This window comes from Streptomyces albus subsp. chlorinus (genome assembly GCF_013302895.1).
Classification (GTDB): Bacteria; Actinomycetota; Actinomycetes; order Streptomycetales; family Streptomycetaceae; genus Streptomyces; species Streptomyces chlorinus.
On sequence record NZ_VJOK01000001.1, the window covers coordinates 7,255,211 to 7,273,262 of the forward strand.

Below are 18,052 nucleotides of genomic sequence, written 5' to 3' on the forward strand. Positions count from 1 at the left end.
TCTCCTCCGGCTCCTACCGCTCTTGAAAGGATGTCCATGGCCGACGCGCCACGTCCCGTACGTCACGAGCCTGTCGCCGTCATCGGAGTCGCCTGCCGCCTCCCAGGCGGGATCGACGGGATCGACGCGTTGTGGAGCGCCCTCAGCGAGGGCCGGGATCTGATCAGTGAGGTGCCCGACGACCGCTTCGACAAGGCGTGGTTCGGCTCGGCCGATCCACGGCGGCCGGGCAAGAGCTACACCTTCGCCGGAGGATTTCTCGACGACATCGAGAGCTGGGACGCCGCCTTCTTCGGCATCTCTCCGCGCGAGGCCGCGCGGATCGATCCCAAGCAGCGCATGGCACTGGAGATGGCCGCGGAGGTGTTCGACGACGCGGGAGTCGACCCGGCGGGGCTGGGCGGCTCCTCGACCGCCGTCTACATGGGCGTCTATTCGCACACCTACGGGGCGTTCCAGACGCGGGACCCGGCGTCGATCGACGCCCCCACCGCCATGGGCAGCGCGGGCACAGCCGTCGCCAACCGGGTGTCCTACCACTTCGATCTCCGCGGTCCCAGCCTCACGGTCGACACCGCCTGCTCCTCCTCCCTGATCGCCGTGCACCAGGCATGCGAGGCGCTGGAGCGGGGCAGTTGCGGTCTGGCGCTGGCCGGAGGGGTCAATCTCGTCCTGGACCCGTACGAGTACATCATCGCTTCCAAGGCGCAGATGCTCTCCCCGACCGGGCGCAGCCGCGCTTTCTCGGCCGCCGCGGACGGCTTCGTACGGGCCGAGGGCGGCGGGGTGGTGCTGCTGAAGCGGTTGCGGGACGCGGTGGCCGACGGGGACCGGGTGCACGCCGTGCTCCTCGGCAGCGGAACCAACTGCGACGGACGCACACCGGGGCTGGCCCACCCCAACGTGGCGGCGCAGCGGGACCTCTTGCGGGACGTGTACGCGAGTACAGGTGTGGTGCCAGACGACCTCGCCTATCTGGAGGCGCACGGCACCGGCACCCTCGCCGGGGATCTGACAGAGTGCACCGCCATCGGGGAAGCCCTCGGCCGGCAGCGGTCCACGGCGTTGCCCATCGGTTCCGTCAAGACCAACATCGGGCACCTGGAGGCCGCGGCCGGGGTCGCGGGGCTGCTGAAGGCGATCTCCGTGCTCCGCTACGGCAGTGTTCCCCCCTCCCTCCACGCGGAGCCACTCAATCCCGAGATCGACTTCACGGGCCTGGGAATCGATCCGGTACGCACCCTGCGGCCCCTGGAGAGCGCGGGCCGGGGCCTGGTGGGGATCAACTCCTTCGGCGCGGGCGGCGCCAACGCCCACGCCGTGCTCGGACCGCCGCCTCGGTCGCCTCGCCGGCACCGGCCGGTCCGGCCGGCAGCGGCGACCCGGTCGGTCCGTACGGCCGGCCCGGACGCGACCTCGCCACCGGACCCGACGGCAACGGGGAGGGCGGTGCGCGCCGGGGGAGCGGCCAAGGCGACTTCCAAGCGGCTTCCCGTTGTCGTCTCGGGGCACACCGAGGCAGCCGTGCGCCAGGCCGCAGGCGCGTTCTCCGAACGGTTCCGCTCCGCCGATCCCGCCGAGTTCTACGACCTTGCGGCGACCGCCTGCACCCGCCGGGGGCACCACACCTACCGCGCCGCCGTGCTGGCCTCGGACACGGCGGAGGCGGCCGAACTGCTGGCCGGACTGGCCTCCGACACGCGGACCGCCACCGACGCGCGGGCCGCCGCCACCGCCACGGACACGCCCGCGCCCGGAACCCCCGACGCCTCCGGCGCACTCCGCACCGCCGTGGAGACGGGGAAAACCGCGTTCGTCTTCTCCGGCAACGGCTCGCAGTGGGCCGGGATGGGAGCCGACCTTCTCGACACCCTGCCGGCCTTCCGCGACGAGGCCGCCCGGGTGGACGCCGCGCTGCGTCCACTCGTCGGCTGGTCCGTGCTGGAGGAGCTGCGCGCACCGGCCGGACGCGCGCGCTTCCACCGCACCGAGTTCGCCCAGCCGGCGCTCTTCGCCGTGCAGGCCGGGCTGGTGGCCGAGCTGGCCGAACGGGGCGTACGGCCGGCAGCCGTGACGGGCCACAGCGTGGGCGAGGTCGCCGCCGCCTACACCTGTGGAGCGCTGGACCTGGAATCGGCCGCGCGGGTCGTGGCCGAGCGCAGCCGTGCACAGGGCGGCACGGCGGGGCGGGGCAGGATGGCCGCGGTGGGTCTGTCGGTGGCACGTGCCGAGAAGGAACTGCACGCCTTCGGTGGCCGGCTGGAGATCTCCGGCATCAACGACGAGGAGAACGTCACCGTGGCGGGGGCTGCCCAGGCGCTGCGGGAGCTGGGAGAACGGCTCTCACTCGAAGGTGTCTTCTTCCGCGCACTCGATCTCGACTACGCCTTTCACAGCCGGGTGATGGACCCCCTCGAAGAGCCGCTGCTGCGGGCGTTGGCGGGGCTCCGCCCGCGGGCCCCGCACATCCCGATGATCTCCACCGTCACCGGCGCCCCACTCGGACCGGGGGAGGCGGACGCCCAGTACTGGTGGCGGAACGTACGGGAACCCGTGCTGCTGGCACAGGCGGTCGGGGCACTCGCCGCCGAGGGGCACGACATCTTCGTCGAGATCGCCCCCCATCCTGTACTGCGCGGCCACCTGAAGCGGGCGGGAGGCCGGAGGCGGCGACGGACCGCCGTCATCCCCACGCTGCTGAGGCCGCCCGCCGCCGAGGGGCCCGCGGGCAGCACCCGCGCCGGTGAAAGGCCACGCGACGAAGCGCCTGAGAAGGACGGAGCGCCTGAGAAGTGCGGCGACGAGCCGCGTCGCGGAAGCGGGCGGGGGCCCGCACAGCTGGACGCCGCCACCTGCGCGGTGCTCGCCTGCGGCGCACAGGTCGAGTGGGGCGCGTTCTTCCCCGTCCGGGCCGAGGTGACCGACCTCCCACGCATCGCCTGGCAGCGCGAACGGCACTGGAACGGTGCGGGGGAGTGGTGGGCTCCGCTGACCGGGAAGGGGCGGGGACGCTACGAGCACCCGCTCCTCGGCGTACGGGCACCGCTCCGCGCACCCGGCTGGCACGGTGAGGTGGAGCCGTCCCGGCTGCCGTGGCTGGCGGACCACCGGCTGGGCGGCACGGTCGTGATGCCCGCCGCGGCGTTCGCCGAGATGGCGATGGCGGCCGGACGCCACGCCCTCCGGACAACCGCCTCCGCCGTGGACCCGGCCTCCGTCGCGGCCGGTGCCGAGGTGTACGACCTCGACATCCGGCGCCTGCTGTCCCTTCCGTGGGACGACCCGGAGATGGACGTGCGCACACAGGTGTCCGTCGACGAGGGCGGACGTGTCGAGATCGCGGCCCGGGCGGGTGACGCGGGCGAGGGCGAGTGGCGGACCCACGCCCGGGGTTTCGTGCGGCCGCTGGGCGGCGAGCCCCCGGCTCCGCCCGATGTCCGCGAGGTGACCCGCGCCCCGGACGCACGCCGCTGGAGCGGTGAGGAGCACTACGCGAGGATGGCGGCGGCGGGAATCGACTACGGCCCCGCCTTCCGTACCCTGCGCACGCTGCACGCAAAGGGCTCGCGTGCGGTCGCGGCCTACTCGCTGGAGCGGCCCGGACCGGGGTTCGAGGTCCACCCGGCGCTGCTGGACGCGGCGCTGCAGGCCGGTGCGGTACTGCTGGCGGACGCGGGCGGCGACCCCTTCCTCCCGGACTTCCTCGGCTCCGTCCGCCGATGGCGACCGCCCACCGACACCGGTCACATCCACGTCCGGCTCCGTGCGGCCACCGCCGACGAGGCCGTCTTCGACATGGTCCTGACCGACCCCGCCGGGGTGGTCACGCTGGAGATCGAGGAGTACCGGGCGAAGCGGTTCCGCGGCACGGCGCAGGGGGCACGCCACTACCGCACCGAGTTGCGCGCGGCGTCGCGGCCCGGCCCGGCCCCGCGGCCCGACGCACCCCCGCCCCGCGCACTCCCCTCCCCCCAGGAGCTGGCCGAGGCGGCGGCACAGGCGGTGGAGAAGAGCGACGAGGAGACGGCGGCTGCCCTGTACCGGGCCCTGGTCGCTGTGACCGGACACCACGGCGCCAAGGTGCTGCGCGAACTGGCAGCCGGCGACGGCCCGTTCGGACTGGACGAACTGTCCGCCGCGGGGGTGCTGCCGCGGTACCGGAAGCTGGTCTCGCTGCTCGCCACCACCGCCGAACAGCAGGGCCTCCTGGAGAACCTCTCCCCGTCCGGACAGCAGCCGCGGTGGCGGGTGTGCGCACCGGTCAGGACCGGGACGGCACAACAGCTGGAAGCGATCGACCGGGCGTTTCCGGGTCACACGCCGATTCGCCTGCTGTACGAGAGGTGCAGCCGTCATCTGCGCGCGGTGCTGACGGGGGAAGCGGACGCGGTGCAGGTCGTCTTCCCCGACGGGGAGACGCACCAGGCGCAGTACTGCTACGAGTCGGCGCCCGGGGTGCGCAACGGCATCCAGCGGGCCACGGCGGCGGTCGCGGCACTGGCCGAACGCTGGCCCTCCGACCGTCCGTTGCGGATCCTGGAGGTCGGCGGCGGAACCGGTTCGCTCACCGCGGCGCTGCTGCCGCTGCTGCCCGCACACCGGACCGAGTACGTCTTCACCGATGTCTCCGCCCACCTGCTCCAGCAGGCCCGCACCCGGTTCGCGCCCTATGACTTCGTGCGGTACCAGCCCTTCGACCTGGAACGGGACCCTGCCGAGCAGAACTTGGACGGGGAGTGGTTCGATCTGGTGGTGGCGGTCAACGTGCTGCACGTCGCCTCCGATCTGACGGACGCCGTACGACGGGTGACCTCCACCCTCGCCCCCGCCGGGCGACTGCTGGTGATCGAGAACCACGACCCACGGCCGCTGGCGCTCGTGTTCGGCCTGCTCGAGGGGTTCTGGAACTACCGCGACACCGGACTGCGCGCCTCGTCGCCCCTGCTGGGCGCGGAAGGCTGGCGGGACGTGCTGCACACGTGCGGCTTCGAGTCGGTCGTCCGCCTCGGGGCGGCGGAGGGAACCGGGGAAGCCGGATCCTCCGCGGGCGAGGAGCAATCGGCGCTGCTCGCCCAGCTGCCGGACAGCGTCCGGCAGCCGTCGCCCGCGCTCCTCGTACCGGGGCGGCGGGTGCGGGGGCGTTGGGCGGTGGTCGGCGAGGAGGGGAGCGGACCACTGGCCGACGTGCTCTGCGGTTGCCTGGCGCAGTCGGGCGGCGACGTCACCGTCGTGCGCACCCGCCGAACGGCCGCGGAATGGGACACGCTGGTCGGTGAGGTCCGGCCGGACGAGGTGGTGCTGGTGACCGGTTCACCGGCCGCCCAGGCGGAGGGCGACACCTCGCACTCCGGCACGTCCGGGCCGGGCACCGCCCACGGCGAGATGGCGGCGGCGCTCGCTCGCATCGCCGCGCTCCGGGCACTCCTCAAGGCGGTGGACGGCACAGCGGACCCCACCGGCGGCATGCGGAGGGGCGGCAGGGCGCCCGTCCCGCGCCTCTGGATCGTGAACACCTCCGCCGGCGCCCTCCCCGTCCCCGGTGCCGCCCCGTCGCCCGTCGAGGCCGTGACATGGGGGCTGGCCCACGCACTCGACGCCGAGCGCCCCGATCTGGGCGTGCGGCACATCGCGCTGCGCCCCACCGGCGACCCGGACACCGACGCACGCCTCCTCGTCGAGGAACTGCTCTCTCCCGGTGACGAGGACGAGATCGTACTGACCCGGCAGGGCCGCTTCGTCTCCCGGCTGCTGCCCGCACCGCGCGCGCTGACCGCGTCCGGGGAGGGCACCCGCGAACTGCTCGTCCACGACCCCGGGCCCGGGTACGGCCTGGCATGGGAGGAGGCGGCACCGCAGGAGCCGGGCGGCCTGGGGGAGGGTGAGGTCCTCGTCGAGGTCCGGGCCGCCTCGGTTGCCCCCAGGGACGTCGCACGGGCGAGGGGCGAGGTGGCGGCGGCCGCCGACGGAGCCGGCCGCCACCGGCCCGGCGCCGAACTCGCGGGCGTGGTGGTCGGTGTGGGGCCAGGGGTCACCGGTCTGACCGCCGGCCGGAGGGTCTACGGCCTCGCCCGTGGGGCCTGCGCCACCCGGGTGCGGGCACGGGCCGACCTGCTGGCTGAGATCCCCGACGGCATGCGGTTCACGGAGGCGGCCACGTTGCCCGCGGCCTACCTCACCGTCCGGCGGGGGCTGGGGCAGCTGGCGCGGCTCCAGCGCGACGAGACCCTGTTCCTGCGCGGCGCGGGGGGCGGCCTCGCCCTCGCGGCCCTCGACCACGCCCGGCAGGTGGGGGCCCGGGTGATCGCCGCCGCCGGGCGGAAAGCGGACCGTGCCATGCTGCGGACGGCGGGCGTGAGCGAGGTCTTCGACAGCGGCGATCCCGCACTTCCCCGGTACCTGCGAAGGCTCACCGGGCAGGGACCCGACGTGGTGCTGGACTGCGCGGGTCCGGACGCCTCCGACGCCGCCGAACTGCTGCCTCCCGGTGGCCGTCTCGTCCGCGTCGTACAGGGAGCACAGGACGACGGCCGGGCGCCGCGACCGCGGCACAGCGATGTGCTCCTGGCCTCGGTGGACACCGAGTGGGCCGTCACCGCGCGCCCAACTGCCACCGCCCGGCTCTTCAGGGAGGTGGCAGGGCTGGTCGCCGAGGGCGCCTACCGGCCGCTGCCGTTCACCTGCCACCAGGGAGACCGGGCGGCTGAGGCGTTCGACTGGATGCGCAAGGGCTTCAGCACGGGACACACGGTGCTGGACCTCGGCCGCCCCCCTCGCATCCGCCGACGGCACCCCCGCCTCACACTCGACGGGGAGGGCTGTTATCTGGTCACCGGCGGTCTGAGCGGGTTCGGTGCCCGGACGGCCCGCTGGCTGGCGTCGCGAGGCGCCCGGCGTCTGGCCCTGGTCAGCCGCAGTGGCCAGGCCACCGAGGGCGCCGGCACGCTCCTGGGCGAACTGAGGGAGTCGGGCGCGCATGTCACGGCACACGCCGTCGACGTCTCCGAGCCCGCGCAGGTGCGGGCCCTGCTCGCGGAACTCGCCGCGGAGGGAACCCCGCTCCGGGGCGTGATCCACGCGGCGGTCGTGCTGCGGGACGCCGCGTTCGAGGACGGGGACGAGGACGCCGACCGGGCCGTCCTGGCTCCCAAGCTGGCCGGCACCCGCGTGCTGGACGCCGCGACGCGCACGCTCGACCTCGACTTCTTCGTCGTCTACTCCTCGGTGACCAACACCGTCGGCAACCCGCACCAGGCGACCTACGCCGCGGCGAACGCGGCGGCCGAAGCCATCGTGCGCGAACGGCGCCGGGCGGGGCTGCCCGGCCTCGCGGTGCAGTGGGGCGGCATCGACGGGGTCGGCGCGCTGGCCGACCAGGTCCTCGCGGAGAGCGTGCGCAAGCGGGGGATGGGTCTGGTGACCCTGGAGGAAGCGTTCGCCGCGCTGGAGGAGCTGCTCGACCACGGCGGCGGTGATCGCCCCGGCGAGCAGCACACCGCCGCCACCGACGTCACCGCCGTGATCAATATCGACTGGGAGCGGCTGGCCGAGGTCCGCCCCTACATCCGCGAGCGCGCCCGGTTGCGGCACCTCGCCCCGCTGTCCGGGCACGTCGACTCCACCGCGCTGGAGGCCCAGCGCAAACGTCTCGTCGACGGCCCGCCGGACGAGGCGCGAAGCGTCGCCGAGGAGATGCTGAGCCGCGTCGTCGGCCGCGTCCTCGGCACCCCGCCGGGCGGCATCGACCGCTCCCGTCCTCTCGACCAGCTCGGCATCGACTCCATCATGGCGACCGAACTGATCAGCGCCGTCCGCCAGGAGTTCGGCTGCGAGCCGGCCGTCGTCGAGATCGCCTCCGGCCCGACGGTGACCGAACTGGCGGCCCGCGTGGTGGCGCGGCTGCGCGAAGCCGGTGCCGGTGCCGGTGCCGGTGAAGGGACGCGGCCGGGGACCGGTGCGGGGGAGGGGCGATGAGACTGCGTCTGCGGTCGTGGGGGGAGGAGAGCGGCGGCGGGGGAGCAGAGCGCACGGTGCTGCTCGTGCACGGGCTCGCTTCCGACTCCGGGACGTGGGAGGCGGTCGCGCCGCGCATCGCCCGGCTCGGCTACCGCGTCCTCGCCCCCGATCTGCGCGGACACGGAAGGAGCCCGCGCGGCTACTACAGCCCGCGGGCGCTCGCCGACGACCTCTGCCAGACGCTCCCCGTCGGAGCGGCTCTCGCCCTCGGGCACTCCGTCGGCGCGGCGGTGCTGAGCCTGGCCGCCGGGGCACTGGCTCCCCGGCGGCTCGGCTACGCGGAGCCCTACTGGGACATCGACGCCGTCTCCGAGCTGCCCGACGCCTCGTCCGCGAACCGGCTGATGGCGGTGACCCCGGAGCGGATCGCCGCCCAGCACCCCACCTGGCCCGAACGGATCGTCGCCGCCGAGGCGGCGGCCAGGGCCCGTTGGGACCCGCGCACCATGGTCGACCTCCACGCCCACGACATGCCACGGATACCCGGCAGGACCCCGGCCCCCTCCCTCGTGCTGCGGGCCGGCATCCCGGGGGTGGCACCGGAGCTGGACGAGCGGGAACTGGCACGGCGCGGATTCGAGGTCGTCACGCTGCCGGGTGCCGGGCATCTGCTCCACCACGACGAGCCGGAAGGCTTCATGGCCGTGCTCGGAGCATGGCTCGGCTCCGGAGGGCACACCGGGGGAACCGGCGAGGACGCGCGGGGCACCGGCGCGCACGCGGCCCGGTGAACGCCGCGTGCGACACGCCGGCCGGGACGCCGCGGAAGCACTGTGCGGAACGAGGAACGGACCGGAACGAGGGACGGACCGGAACAGAGGAGTCGGAGTGCCTGCCGCAGACCCGTCCTTGAGCACCCGGCTGCGCGGTATGTCCGCCGGGGAGCGGGAGCGCCTCCTGCTGGATGTCGTCACCGAGTGCACCTCGTCGGTGCTCGGCTACCACGACCCGGCGGAGCTGGAGCCGGACCTGACCTTTCCGGAAGCGGGTGTCGACTCGCTCACCGCGACGGAGATCCGCGGCCGGATCGCCGCCCGCATCGGCGTTCCGGTGCCGCGGGCCCGGTTCGACGCCGGGACGACGCTGGCCGAAGCAGCCGTGATCCTGGCCGCCCTGGTGGCGGAGGCGCACGAGGCTTCGGACGTGTAAGAGGAGGCGCGGGCGCACGCGGGCCGGACGCCGAGCCGAAGCCGGGAACGGCTGAGGCCGGGGCCGGACCGGGCCGGGCCGAGGCCGGTCACGTGCGGCCTCTCGTGGTTACTTGAACGCCACCCACAGGGCCGCACAGCCACGGGACCACAGGTGCACCGAACGGAACGACGCACGCAGGGCCGCCTCGAGGTCGTCGGCGTCGTCGTGGGCGTTGGCGAAGATGCCCCGCCGGTTGTAGGCGTCCATCAGCCATCGGGCCCGCGCCGGCACCTTCACGCCGCGGCCGTGGCGGACGAGGGTGGCGCCGAAGAAGCGCCCGTCCGGTCCGAGCACACGTGCCGCCTCCTCGACCGCGTGCGCCTTGGCCCCGATGCCCTGCCCCGGAAGCGTGTGGAACACCAGCGACATGGCGACGGAATCCACGCTCGCCTCGTCCAGCGCCCACCGCTCGAACACATCCTGCTGATAGGTCTGGACATGATGGTCCGGCAGCGCCTCGCGTGCCGTTCGCAAGGGTGCTTCATCGCGGTCCAGCAGATGCACAGCTGTCGTGGAACGCAGCCCCGAGCGCCGCAGCAGCGAGCCCGTCCCGGGTCCGACATCGAGGTGCCGGTCCCCGGTGTGGCGCCGGTAGAGCCGGATCAGGTGCCGCGTCGAGCACCGCCAGAACAACGGGCAGGTCACCTTGTGGACGAGCAGATCGTAACCGGAGAGAAAAGAAGCGCTATACGCGAACATGACGGAAAACCTCACTTGGTGAAGGTGGACCGGTATCGCCCTTTCCGCTCTGATTCCTTCCCCGGCGCGGCGAAAAGGTGCCGCGGCCCGGCCACTCGATCGAGGGGTGGTGGCGGGAACGTGCGAGCGGGCCGGCACGTTGTCGCTGAGCCCGTACTCGCCCACCGACCCTGGAGCACCATGTCCGAGGCCACACCCACCGCTTCGACCGTCCTCCCCGCGCTCCCGGCCCTGGGTGCCCAGGCCGAGCGGCTGATCGAGCTGGGAGTGCACGCGTTCTCGGGACTGGCCGCCGACGAGATCCGAGCCTTCGCGGCGAACGCCGAGGGCTCTCAGGGCAGTGACGGTGCCCTGCTCGCCGTCCACCCCGGCCGTGCCCCCGCCTCGGCGCTCGCGCCGCTGCTGCGACGCGACGGCAAGCCGGGGTTCGTCGTCACCGACATGCCCGACGTCGACCTCTTCACCCCCTGCGCCGTCGAGCTGCCCGACGCCCCCCTCTACCTCGTCACCGCACCCGACCGCGGGGACCACATGGCCAACTGGAGCCCCAGCGAGGCACTGCCCGCCCTCACGGATGAGGGCCGTACTCCGCTGCTGCTCACCGAAGGAATCCACTGGGTGCTCCAGCAGCCGGAGGCACTCGAACGCAACCGCTGCTTCATGACCATCGGCTCCCGGCTCCGCAAGGCCAACGGCACCATGGACGCCCGCACCCCGGCCCTCTGGATCAGCAACGGAACCGGGAGGGACGGCCGCGAGCGCCGCAACGCTCCCAAGGTCGGCTGGTGCTGGTGGAACAACCGGCACACCTGGCTCGGCTTCGCCTCGGCGAAGGACCGCACGGCCAAAGACGGATGACCGTGCGGCCTCCGGCCGAGGCGGCCCCGTCCTCGGCCGGCGGCAGCCGTCGCACCAGGGGCACCCCGGCCTCGGGTGCCCCGCGAGGGGACGGTCAGGACGTCGCGGCTCTTACGACCAGACGTCGCGGTTCTTACGACCAGATCACGCCGACCCATTCCGGGTGGTCGACGAACGGGTTGCGGTTGTGCTGGAACTGGTCGTATATGACGTCGTTGCGGCGCTTCTCGAAGGCGTCCGGCGGGTCCTGTTCGCTCCACGTCTTCAGGACGGACAGCCGCCCCAGGCTGGGGGCGGAACCGTTGTCGACCTTGTCGTTGGGCTCCAGGTCGGGGAAGGAGTCCTCTCCCTCGTAGCGGACCGCCATGTACAGGACCATGCGGGCCACATCGCCCTTGACCTCGTCCCGGGGTTCGAACGAGTCGGCGTCGGTGAAGTTGCCGGGAGCCTCACCGACCTCGTCGCCGCCCTCGTCGAAGTCCTTGTTGCCGCGCTCGCTGTTGACCGACACATCGGCGGGCCGCAGATGGTGGATGTCGGTGCCGGGCCCCGGCGCGGTCCCGAAGTCGCCGTGGGACTTGGCCCACACGTGCTCCCGGTTCCACTGGTCGGCGCCTGAGCCGTGGTCGTCGGCGTTCTGGGAGCGGCCGGTGTAGAGGAGGATGACGTGCGAGGGGTCGTCGGGGTCCTGGTCGGTGGACTTGAGCGCGTCCCACACCTGGTCGTAGGAGAGCGTGTCGGACTTCTTGATGATCTCGTGGAGCGCCGCCTTCAACTCAGGTCCGGTCTTGCCCTCGGCGTCCTGGTAGTAGTCGTCGGGTGCGGCGTAGGGGGCGGAGACGGACGCGCGGGGGGAGTCGGGGGAGTCGGGGCCGAGCGGCATCGCCGCTGCCGGTGCCGGGGCCAGCGCCAGCAGTGCCGAGGCGCCGAGCACGGCGGTCAGAGGAGCGTGGGCAACACGCATGGGGGGTCCTCTCGACGGCGCGTGCCGCCCCTTGGGCGTCAACGGCTCCCGGAACGGCACGCGTTGGGCATGTGACCGGGCAGCCTGCCATACTTTCGCACACATGCGCGAGAGGGCACGGGCGGTCGAGGCGGCGCCGTCCTCGGCGCCCGCCGGGTCATTCCTGGCCGGGCGGCGAGACGGGAAGCGGACGCAGGGGCACGGGTGTCGACACCACGATCGAGGTGGTCGTCCGCCCGAAGAGAAGAAACGTGTCGAGGATCTTCTCCAGGCCCTCGATCGACGGGGCATGGACCTTGAGGTGGATGCAGTCCTCTCCGGTGATCCGATGACACTCGACAACCTGCGGGTTCTCGCGGGCGGCCCTGGTGATGTTCGGCAGTTGCCCCGGCCCCGGGCGCACGCGGACGAGAGCGGTCACGGGCATCCCCAGCGACGCGGGGTCCACGTTCATCCGGTAGCCGGTGATGACGCCGAGCCGCTCCAGGCGCTGCACCCGTTCGGTGACGGCCGGCGCGGACATCCCGACGCGGCGGCCCAGCTCCGACATCGACAGCCGCGGGTCGTCGTGGAGTTGGGAGAGCAGACGCACATTCACCGCGTCGAGGAGCTTTCCCCGCTCGCTGCAGGCCTTCTGGCTTGCCGACCTTGATTCTCCAGGCATCTCGCACCCCCCAGCTTCAAACACACATTCCATGCGGCGTCAGCGCTCTGCAAGATACCGCGCATGGCCCGCACAGCGACGCATGCGGTGCCGGCCCCGCATCGGGGAGAGCGCGCTCTTCCCTCACCCTGGCCCGGCGTCGGCGGTTCCGGCAGCCGGACCAGCACAAGGAGACGTGATGCGATACACCAGGCTCGGCTCGACAGGACTGAAGGTCTCACGGGTCTGTCTCGGCATGATGAGCTATGGCGATCCCGCCCAGTGGGAGTGGCTCTTGGACGAGCAGGCAGCCGAACCCCTCGTGCGGCGGGCGGTGGAGGCCGGGGTGACGTTCTTCGACACCGCGGACATGTACGCGCGCGGCATCAGCGAGGAGATCACCGGGCGCCTGCTCCGCAGACTCCTCCCCCGCCGCGACGACTACGTGCTCGCGACGAAAGTCCACTTCCCGATGGGCTCGGGACCCAACGACGGCGGTCTGTCGCGCAAGCACATCCTGTCCGGCATCGATTCCTCACTGCGGCGTCTCGGCGTCGATCACGTGGACCTGTACCAGATCCACCGGTGGGACGACGCGACACCGATCGAGGAGACGATGGAAGTCCTGCACGACGTGGTGCGCTCCGGCAAGGCCCGCTACATCGGCGCGTCCAGCATGTTCGCCTGGCAGTTCGCGAAGGCCCAGCACGTCGCGGAGACCCACGGCTGGACGAAGTTCGTGTCGATGCAGAACCACTACAACCTGGCCTACCGCGAGGAGGAGCGGGAGATGATCCCGCTCTGCCTCGACCAGGGGGTCGGCTGCATCCCCTGGAGCCCGCTGGCCCGCGGTCTGCTCGCCGGTACCCGGGAACGTGATGGCACCTCGCTCTCGGTCCGCGCGGGCAGCGACCAGATCGCCGGACAGCTGTATGGGGACGCCGACTTCGACGTCGTCGACGCGGTGCGCGAGGTGGCCCGTGAACGGGGGCTTCCGCCCGCGCGGATCGCCCTCGCGTGGCTCCTGCGCAAGCCTGTGATCAGCGCGCCGATCATCGGCGCGACCAAGCTGAACCATCTGGACGACGCGATCGCGGCGGTGGAGGTGTCGCTGGGCGAGGAGGAAGTCGCCCGGCTGGAGGCCCCCTACCGACCCCACCCGGTTCTCGGCCACTCCTGACCCGCAGGACGGATCGCCGATGACACCGCCCACCGCGCGTCCACGCTCCCGGCGGACTCCGCCGGGAGCGCGCGACGCCGCGGAGGATGTCAGGCCGCGGTGAAGCCGCCGTCGGCGGCGACCACGGCGCCCGTGACGAAACCGGACCGCGGAGAGGCGAGGAAGCACAGGACCTCGGCGATCTCCCGGGGCTGCGCCACCCGCCCCAGGGGGTGGACATCGGCGAAGGACGCCAGGTACGAGCGGCTGTCGGAGCGGAAACCGTCGAGGAAGTCGGTCTCGATGACGCCCGCCGCCACGAGGTTGGCACGGATGCCCAGGCGGCCGCCCTCCAGGGCGAGCACCTTCGTCAGCTGGGCCAGGGCACCCTTCGAGGCGCTGTAGGCGGCGCCCTCGGGCAGGCCGACGGTGGCTGTGTAGGAGCCGGTACTGACGATGGCACCGCCACCTCGCTCCTCCATTGCCCGGAAGGCTTCGCGGGCGAAGAAGAAGGCCCCGCGGGCGTTGACGGCCATCACACCGTCCCAGTCCTGGGCGGTGGTCTCGGTGACGGGTTTGTTCAGCGTGCGCCCGGCGTTGTTGACCAGGATGTCCAGTCCGCCGAACGTCTCGACGGCCGACCGGACCGCCCGGGTGGCGGTCTCTTCCAGGGTGATGTCGCCGCTCAGCGTCACGGTGTCGGGGAACTCGGCCGCCAGCGCGTCGAGTTCGGGGCGTATGTCGACGGCGACGACGTGTGCGCCACGGGCATGGAGGAGCGCCACCGTCTCCTTGCCCACGCCGCGCGCCGCCCCCGTGACGAGGGCGGTCCTTCCGGCGAACTCGGCGGCTTCGGTGGGTGGGATCGCGGATGTCATGGTGTGTTCGTGTGTTCCTTGGAGAGGGTGGGTTCAGGCGCCGGGACGCCCGCGTGTCTGGTGCGGCGGTGAGGTGGTGCCGTGGTGGGGTCCCTGGGAGCAGGGGCCGGCGGCTCAGTGCCCGCCGGGGCCGGGGCCGGCGGCTCAGTGCGCGGTGAGCCCGCCGTCGACCACGACCTCCGAGCCGGTGACGAACGAGGAGTCGTCGCAGGCGAGGAAGAGGATCGCGGGTGCGATCTCGTCGGCGCGGCCGGCCCGGCGCATGGGGGTGCGCTGGATGTCCGGCTGCTGGTCGCCCTGTTCGTCCAGGATCTCCTGGATCATCGGCGTGGCGATCACTCCGGGATGCACCGAGTTGACTCGGACGCCCTGCCGGGCGTACTCGACCGCGGCGGTCTTGCTCAGCAGGCGCACCGCGCCCTTGGACGCTTGGTAGGCGGCGGCCGAGCCGCTCCCCACCAGGCCGAGCACCGACGACGTGTTGATCACCGACGCGTTGCCGCTCGCACGCAGCAGCGGCATCGCCGCCTTCATGCCGAGCCAGGTGCCCTTCTGGTTCACGTCGATGACGCGGTCCCAAGCCTCTTCGCTGGTTTCCTCGATACCCGGCCAGTCCACGATGCCGGCGAGGTTCACGAGCACGTCCAGCGTGCCGAACCTCTCACGTACGACGGCGATCGCCTCCCCCCACTCCCGCGCGGAGGAGACGTCGAGGCGGGACGTGGCGACCTCCGCGCCGAGTGCCTCGAGCCGGTCGGCCAGGCCCCGCAGGGGGCCTTCGGCGACATCGGTGAGAACCATCCGGGCGCCCTCCCGGGCGAAAAGCTCGGCGGTCGCCGTGCCGAGGCCCCCGGTCGCGCCGGTGATCAGTGCGACCTTGCCGTCAAGTCGTTTGCCTGCCATGAATACATCCCTCTGTTTCTGGTCGATGCCGGAGTCCCGCGAAGCCGTCACGGTGCCTTCTGCTCCCGATAGAGCACGAGGTGCTCGTGGTAGAGCACGCCGTCCCGGATGTCGCCCGTGGCGGTGAAGCCGGTGTCGTCGACGTAGTCCAGGTGGTTGCCGGTCACCGTGTACCGGCCCGTGTACGCGCTCTTCCGGTTGCCCCGGGCCTCGTCGTAGCGGCCGTCGGGCAGCAGCTCCTGTCGGATGTGGCCGTCCGCGGTCACCCACATGCCGACGACGTCGGCGTTCGCGTTCTCCAGGGTGCCGTCGCTGCTGCCGGGCCCGGCCTGTCCGGCCCGGCCGGCTCGGTTCCCGTCGGTGGTCCCTCCCATGGGGCCTGCCTTCCTCGTGGGGTGCGGTGATGCCGTGCTCCACCGAGTCTGCGCAGGTCAGCAGGGGGCGACCAGGACGTGTGCTGCCTGGGTGCGGCACACCCAGGCAGGGCGGCGGGCCACCGCCTAGCCTGGGGGCATGGACGGCAACCATCTGGGAGAGTTCCTGCGCGCGCGCCGCGCCGGTGTGCGGCCGCAGGATGTCGGCATGGCGAGTTACGGCGTGCGCCGCGTCGCGGGACTGCGCCGTGAGGAGGTCGCCGTCCTGGCAGGGGTCAACGCCGACTACTACACCCGCCTGGAGCAGGGACGCGAGCGCCACCCCTCCCCGCAGGTGCTGGACGCCCTCGGCCGCGCCCTGCGTCTCGACGCGGACGCCCGGGCCCACCTGTACCGGCTGGCCGGGGCTCCGCCGGGCGATCCGGCCTCCGCGCAGGTCACCGAGCGGGTCAGCCCCGCCCTGTGCCAGCTGATGGACGGCTACGCCCACACTCCGGCGTTCGTCATGAGCCGGAACCTCGACATCCTCGCGACGAATGCCCTGGCCGACGCGCTCTACGCCCCGTTCGACCCGGCGGACAACCTGGCCCGCATGACCTTCCTCGACCCGGCGGGACGGCAGTTCTACGCGGACTGGGACCGGTCGGCCCAGGCCGTCGTCGCCAACCTGCGCCAGGCAGCCGGTTTCGACCCCGACGACCCCCGGCTACGCGCGCTCGTGGACACGCTCACCGAGCGGTGCGGCGCGTTCAGGCGGCTGTGGGAGGCACACAGCGTGCGCGGCAAGACGCAGGACGCCAAGCACCTCCTCCACCCGGACGTCGGCCCTCTCGCGCTGACCTACCAGTCCTTCGACGTCCGCGACGCCCCGGGCCAGCAACTCGTCATCTACCACGCCGAACCGGGCAGCCCGAGCGCCCAGGCCCTGGAACTCCTCGGCTCCCTCCACGCCACCCGGCGTCATTCCTCGTTCGGTTCCCCGGGACAGTAGCCCCGGCCGGCGGCGTCGTCTCCCGCGACCCCGGTGGCGTCGTCCTCCGGACGTGAGGGGCGCCGCCCTGGCAGTGCCCCCGGTCTCCCGCCGCCGGCCCCGTCCCGAGGCCGCCTACCGGCGCCGGCACCGGGAGCGGGCACACAACGACTCTGGGCTCGGCGCGGTCCAGTTCGTCCAGGTGTACACAAAAGGGACGACTGATTCGCCGCCGGATACCGGATCACCGCAGGGAGGGGGCCGGCGGGGACCGGCGGGGCGGTGGCGGCTCAGGCCGGTTCCGGCCGTCCGAAGAGCAGGTCGTAGCCCGGTGGGAGCTGGAGCAGCGTCCGGTTCAGCAGATCGCCGCCGAGGGAGTCGGCCACGACGCTGAGCACCGCGCTGACATCCCATGTCGCTGTCTGTTCGGTGGCGCCCTCGATCCATGCCGCGGTGGCCCTGATGAACCGCTCCGGCGAGAGGGGCTCGGCAGCCGGGAGGGGGTTGAGCAGGACGAGTGCGAACGCCTCGGGCAGCCTGGCCGCCACCTCGGCTCGCACCTCTCCGACCAGGTGCGCTCCCAGCAGGGCGAGCACGACGCGGGCCACCCGCTGTGCCTCACCCCGGGAGGGGTATTCGCCGCGTTCCTGGACGGCTGAGAGGAACGCTTCCCACCGCATGCGCATTGCTTCCTCCCACACGGGCCGGGCCCCGCGAGACGGGGCGTGCGGTGAAGGCCGGGCCGGTGCGCACGGCACCGGTCCCGGCACCTGGACAACCTGACGGAGCCGGTCGTCAGCCGCTGATCTGCCTGCGGCCCTCGCCGCCGCTGATGGCGATCTTGCGGGGCTTGGCCTGCTCGGCGACCGGGATGCGCAGCCGCAGCACACCGGCGTCGTACGAGGCGTCGATACGCTCGGCGTCCAGGGTCTCGCCGAGGAAGAGCCGGCGGCTGAAGACACCGGTCGGACGCTCGGCGACCACGACCTCGGTGTCCTCACCGGTGCTGGGGAGACGCTCGGCCCTGACCGTCAGCACATTGCGCTCGACGTCCAGGTCGATGCGCTCAGGGTCCACACCCGGCAGGTCCAGCTCGACGACGAAGGTGTCCTTGTCCCGGTAGGCGTCCATCGGCATGGCCGCGGGCCGCGCGGTGGTTCCCAGCACCTGCTGGGTGAGCCGGTCCAGCTCGCGGAAGGGGTCGGTTCGCATGAGCATCGGTGCCTCCTCCTTCCCGACGACGGGATGCCCACTTGAAGACACTTCCTTATATAACTCGCCGCACCAAACTTGACAAGACCCCGCTCAAGGGCGTCGTGATCCTGAGTAACCGCAATTGTGCAAGCTGCTTACGACAGAGGGCCGGGCCCGAAGCGGTCGCTGACCGGCGTGCGCCGCCG

The 18,052-nt window shown here is 72.6% G+C and carries 14 protein-coding genes; 6 read left to right on the plus strand and 8 right to left on the minus strand.

Annotation, left to right across the window (positions count from 1 at the left end; genetic code table 11):
• The first annotated feature begins 36 nt into the window (after positions 1-36).
• The 3 genes from FM076_RS31460 to FM076_RS31470 all read left to right on the plus strand — a co-directional run bounded on the left by FM076_RS31460 (position 37) and on the right by FM076_RS31470 (position 9,162).
• Positions 37-7,971: a type I polyketide synthase gene (locus FM076_RS31460; RefSeq protein ID WP_173874222.1), complete on the plus strand. Its 7,935-nt coding sequence runs from the start codon at positions 37-39 to the stop codon at positions 7,969-7,971.
• Complete coding sequence (locus tag FM076_RS31465; protein WP_173874223.1) at positions 7,968-8,744, plus strand: alpha/beta fold hydrolase; 777 nt, start codon at positions 7,968-7,970, stop codon at positions 8,742-8,744. The genes FM076_RS31460 and FM076_RS31465 overlap by 4 nt, the downstream gene beginning before the upstream one ends.
• Before the next feature lie 97 nt (positions 8,745-8,841).
• Positions 8,842-9,162, plus strand: a complete 321-nt coding sequence (locus FM076_RS31470) for an acyl carrier protein (protein WP_345945362.1) — start codon at positions 8,842-8,844, stop codon at positions 9,160-9,162.
• A gap of 108 nt (positions 9,163-9,270) precedes the next feature.
• On the opposite strand, the gene FM076_RS31475 is transcribed toward FM076_RS31470, so the two are convergent.
• A complete protein-coding gene (locus FM076_RS31475) occupies positions 9,271-9,903 on the minus strand; it encodes a class I SAM-dependent methyltransferase (RefSeq protein WP_173874224.1) in 633 nt (210 codons plus the stop codon).
• A gap of 180 nt (positions 9,904-10,083) precedes the next feature.
• Here FM076_RS31475 and FM076_RS31480 point away from each other — a divergent pair, with 180 nt between their 5' ends.
• On the plus strand, positions 10,084-10,761 hold the full coding sequence (locus FM076_RS31480; protein ID WP_173874225.1) for a DUF5701 family protein: 678 nt from the start codon (positions 10,084-10,086) through the stop codon (positions 10,759-10,761).
• Between the two features lie 133 nt (positions 10,762-10,894).
• Here the strand turns inward: FM076_RS31480 and FM076_RS31485 are convergent, their stop codons facing one another.
• On the minus strand, positions 10,895-11,725 hold the full coding sequence (locus FM076_RS31485; protein ID WP_173874226.1) for an endonuclease I family protein: 831 nt from the start codon (positions 11,723-11,725) through the stop codon (positions 10,895-10,897).
• A 157-nt stretch (positions 11,726-11,882) separates the two neighbouring features.
• On the minus strand, positions 11,883-12,323 hold the full coding sequence (locus FM076_RS31490) for an Lrp/AsnC family transcriptional regulator (protein WP_345945363.1): 441 nt from the start codon (positions 12,321-12,323) through the stop codon (positions 11,883-11,885).
• Positions 12,324-12,567: 244 nt separating this feature from the next.
• Here FM076_RS31490 and FM076_RS31495 point away from each other — a divergent pair, with 244 nt between their 5' ends.
• On the plus strand, positions 12,568-13,548 hold the full coding sequence (locus FM076_RS31495; RefSeq protein WP_173874228.1) for an aldo/keto reductase: 981 nt from the start codon (positions 12,568-12,570) through the stop codon (positions 13,546-13,548).
• Between the two features lie 89 nt (positions 13,549-13,637).
• On the opposite strand, the gene FM076_RS31500 is transcribed toward FM076_RS31495, so the two are convergent.
• From FM076_RS31500 to FM076_RS31510, 3 genes are all read right to left on the minus strand, one after another.
• The gene (locus FM076_RS31500; RefSeq protein WP_173874229.1) at positions 13,638-14,405 is read right to left on the minus strand and encodes an SDR family NAD(P)-dependent oxidoreductase; all 768 of its coding nucleotides are present in this window, start codon (positions 14,403-14,405) and stop codon (positions 13,638-13,640) included.
• A gap of 144 nt (positions 14,406-14,549) precedes the next feature.
• Positions 14,550-15,308: an SDR family NAD(P)-dependent oxidoreductase gene (locus tag FM076_RS31505; RefSeq protein WP_173874230.1), complete on the minus strand. Its 759-nt coding sequence runs from the start codon at positions 15,306-15,308 to the stop codon at positions 14,550-14,552.
• A 47-nt stretch (positions 15,309-15,355) separates the two neighbouring features.
• The gene (locus FM076_RS31510; protein ID WP_173875136.1) at positions 15,356-15,580 is read right to left on the minus strand and encodes an Atu4866 domain-containing protein; all 225 of its coding nucleotides are present in this window, start codon (positions 15,578-15,580) and stop codon (positions 15,356-15,358) included.
• Positions 15,581-15,821: 241 nt separating this feature from the next.
• On the opposite strand from FM076_RS31510, the gene FM076_RS31515 reads away from it, so the two are divergent.
• Positions 15,822-16,673, plus strand: a complete 852-nt coding sequence (locus FM076_RS31515) for a helix-turn-helix transcriptional regulator (protein ID WP_173874231.1) — start codon at positions 15,822-15,824, stop codon at positions 16,671-16,673.
• Positions 16,674-16,942: 269 nt separating this feature from the next.
• Here the strand turns inward: FM076_RS31515 and FM076_RS31520 are convergent, their stop codons facing one another.
• Positions 16,943-17,338 carry a DUF2267 domain-containing protein gene (locus FM076_RS31520; protein WP_173874232.1) on the minus strand — a complete coding sequence of 132 codons (396 nt, stop codon included), beginning with the start codon at positions 17,336-17,338 and terminating at the stop codon, positions 16,943-16,945.
• A gap of 109 nt (positions 17,339-17,447) precedes the next feature.
• Entirely contained in the window at positions 17,448-17,870 is a 423-nt protein-coding gene (locus tag FM076_RS31525) for an Hsp20/alpha crystallin family protein (protein WP_173874233.1), read from the minus strand.
• Positions 17,871-18,052 lie beyond the last annotated feature (182 nt).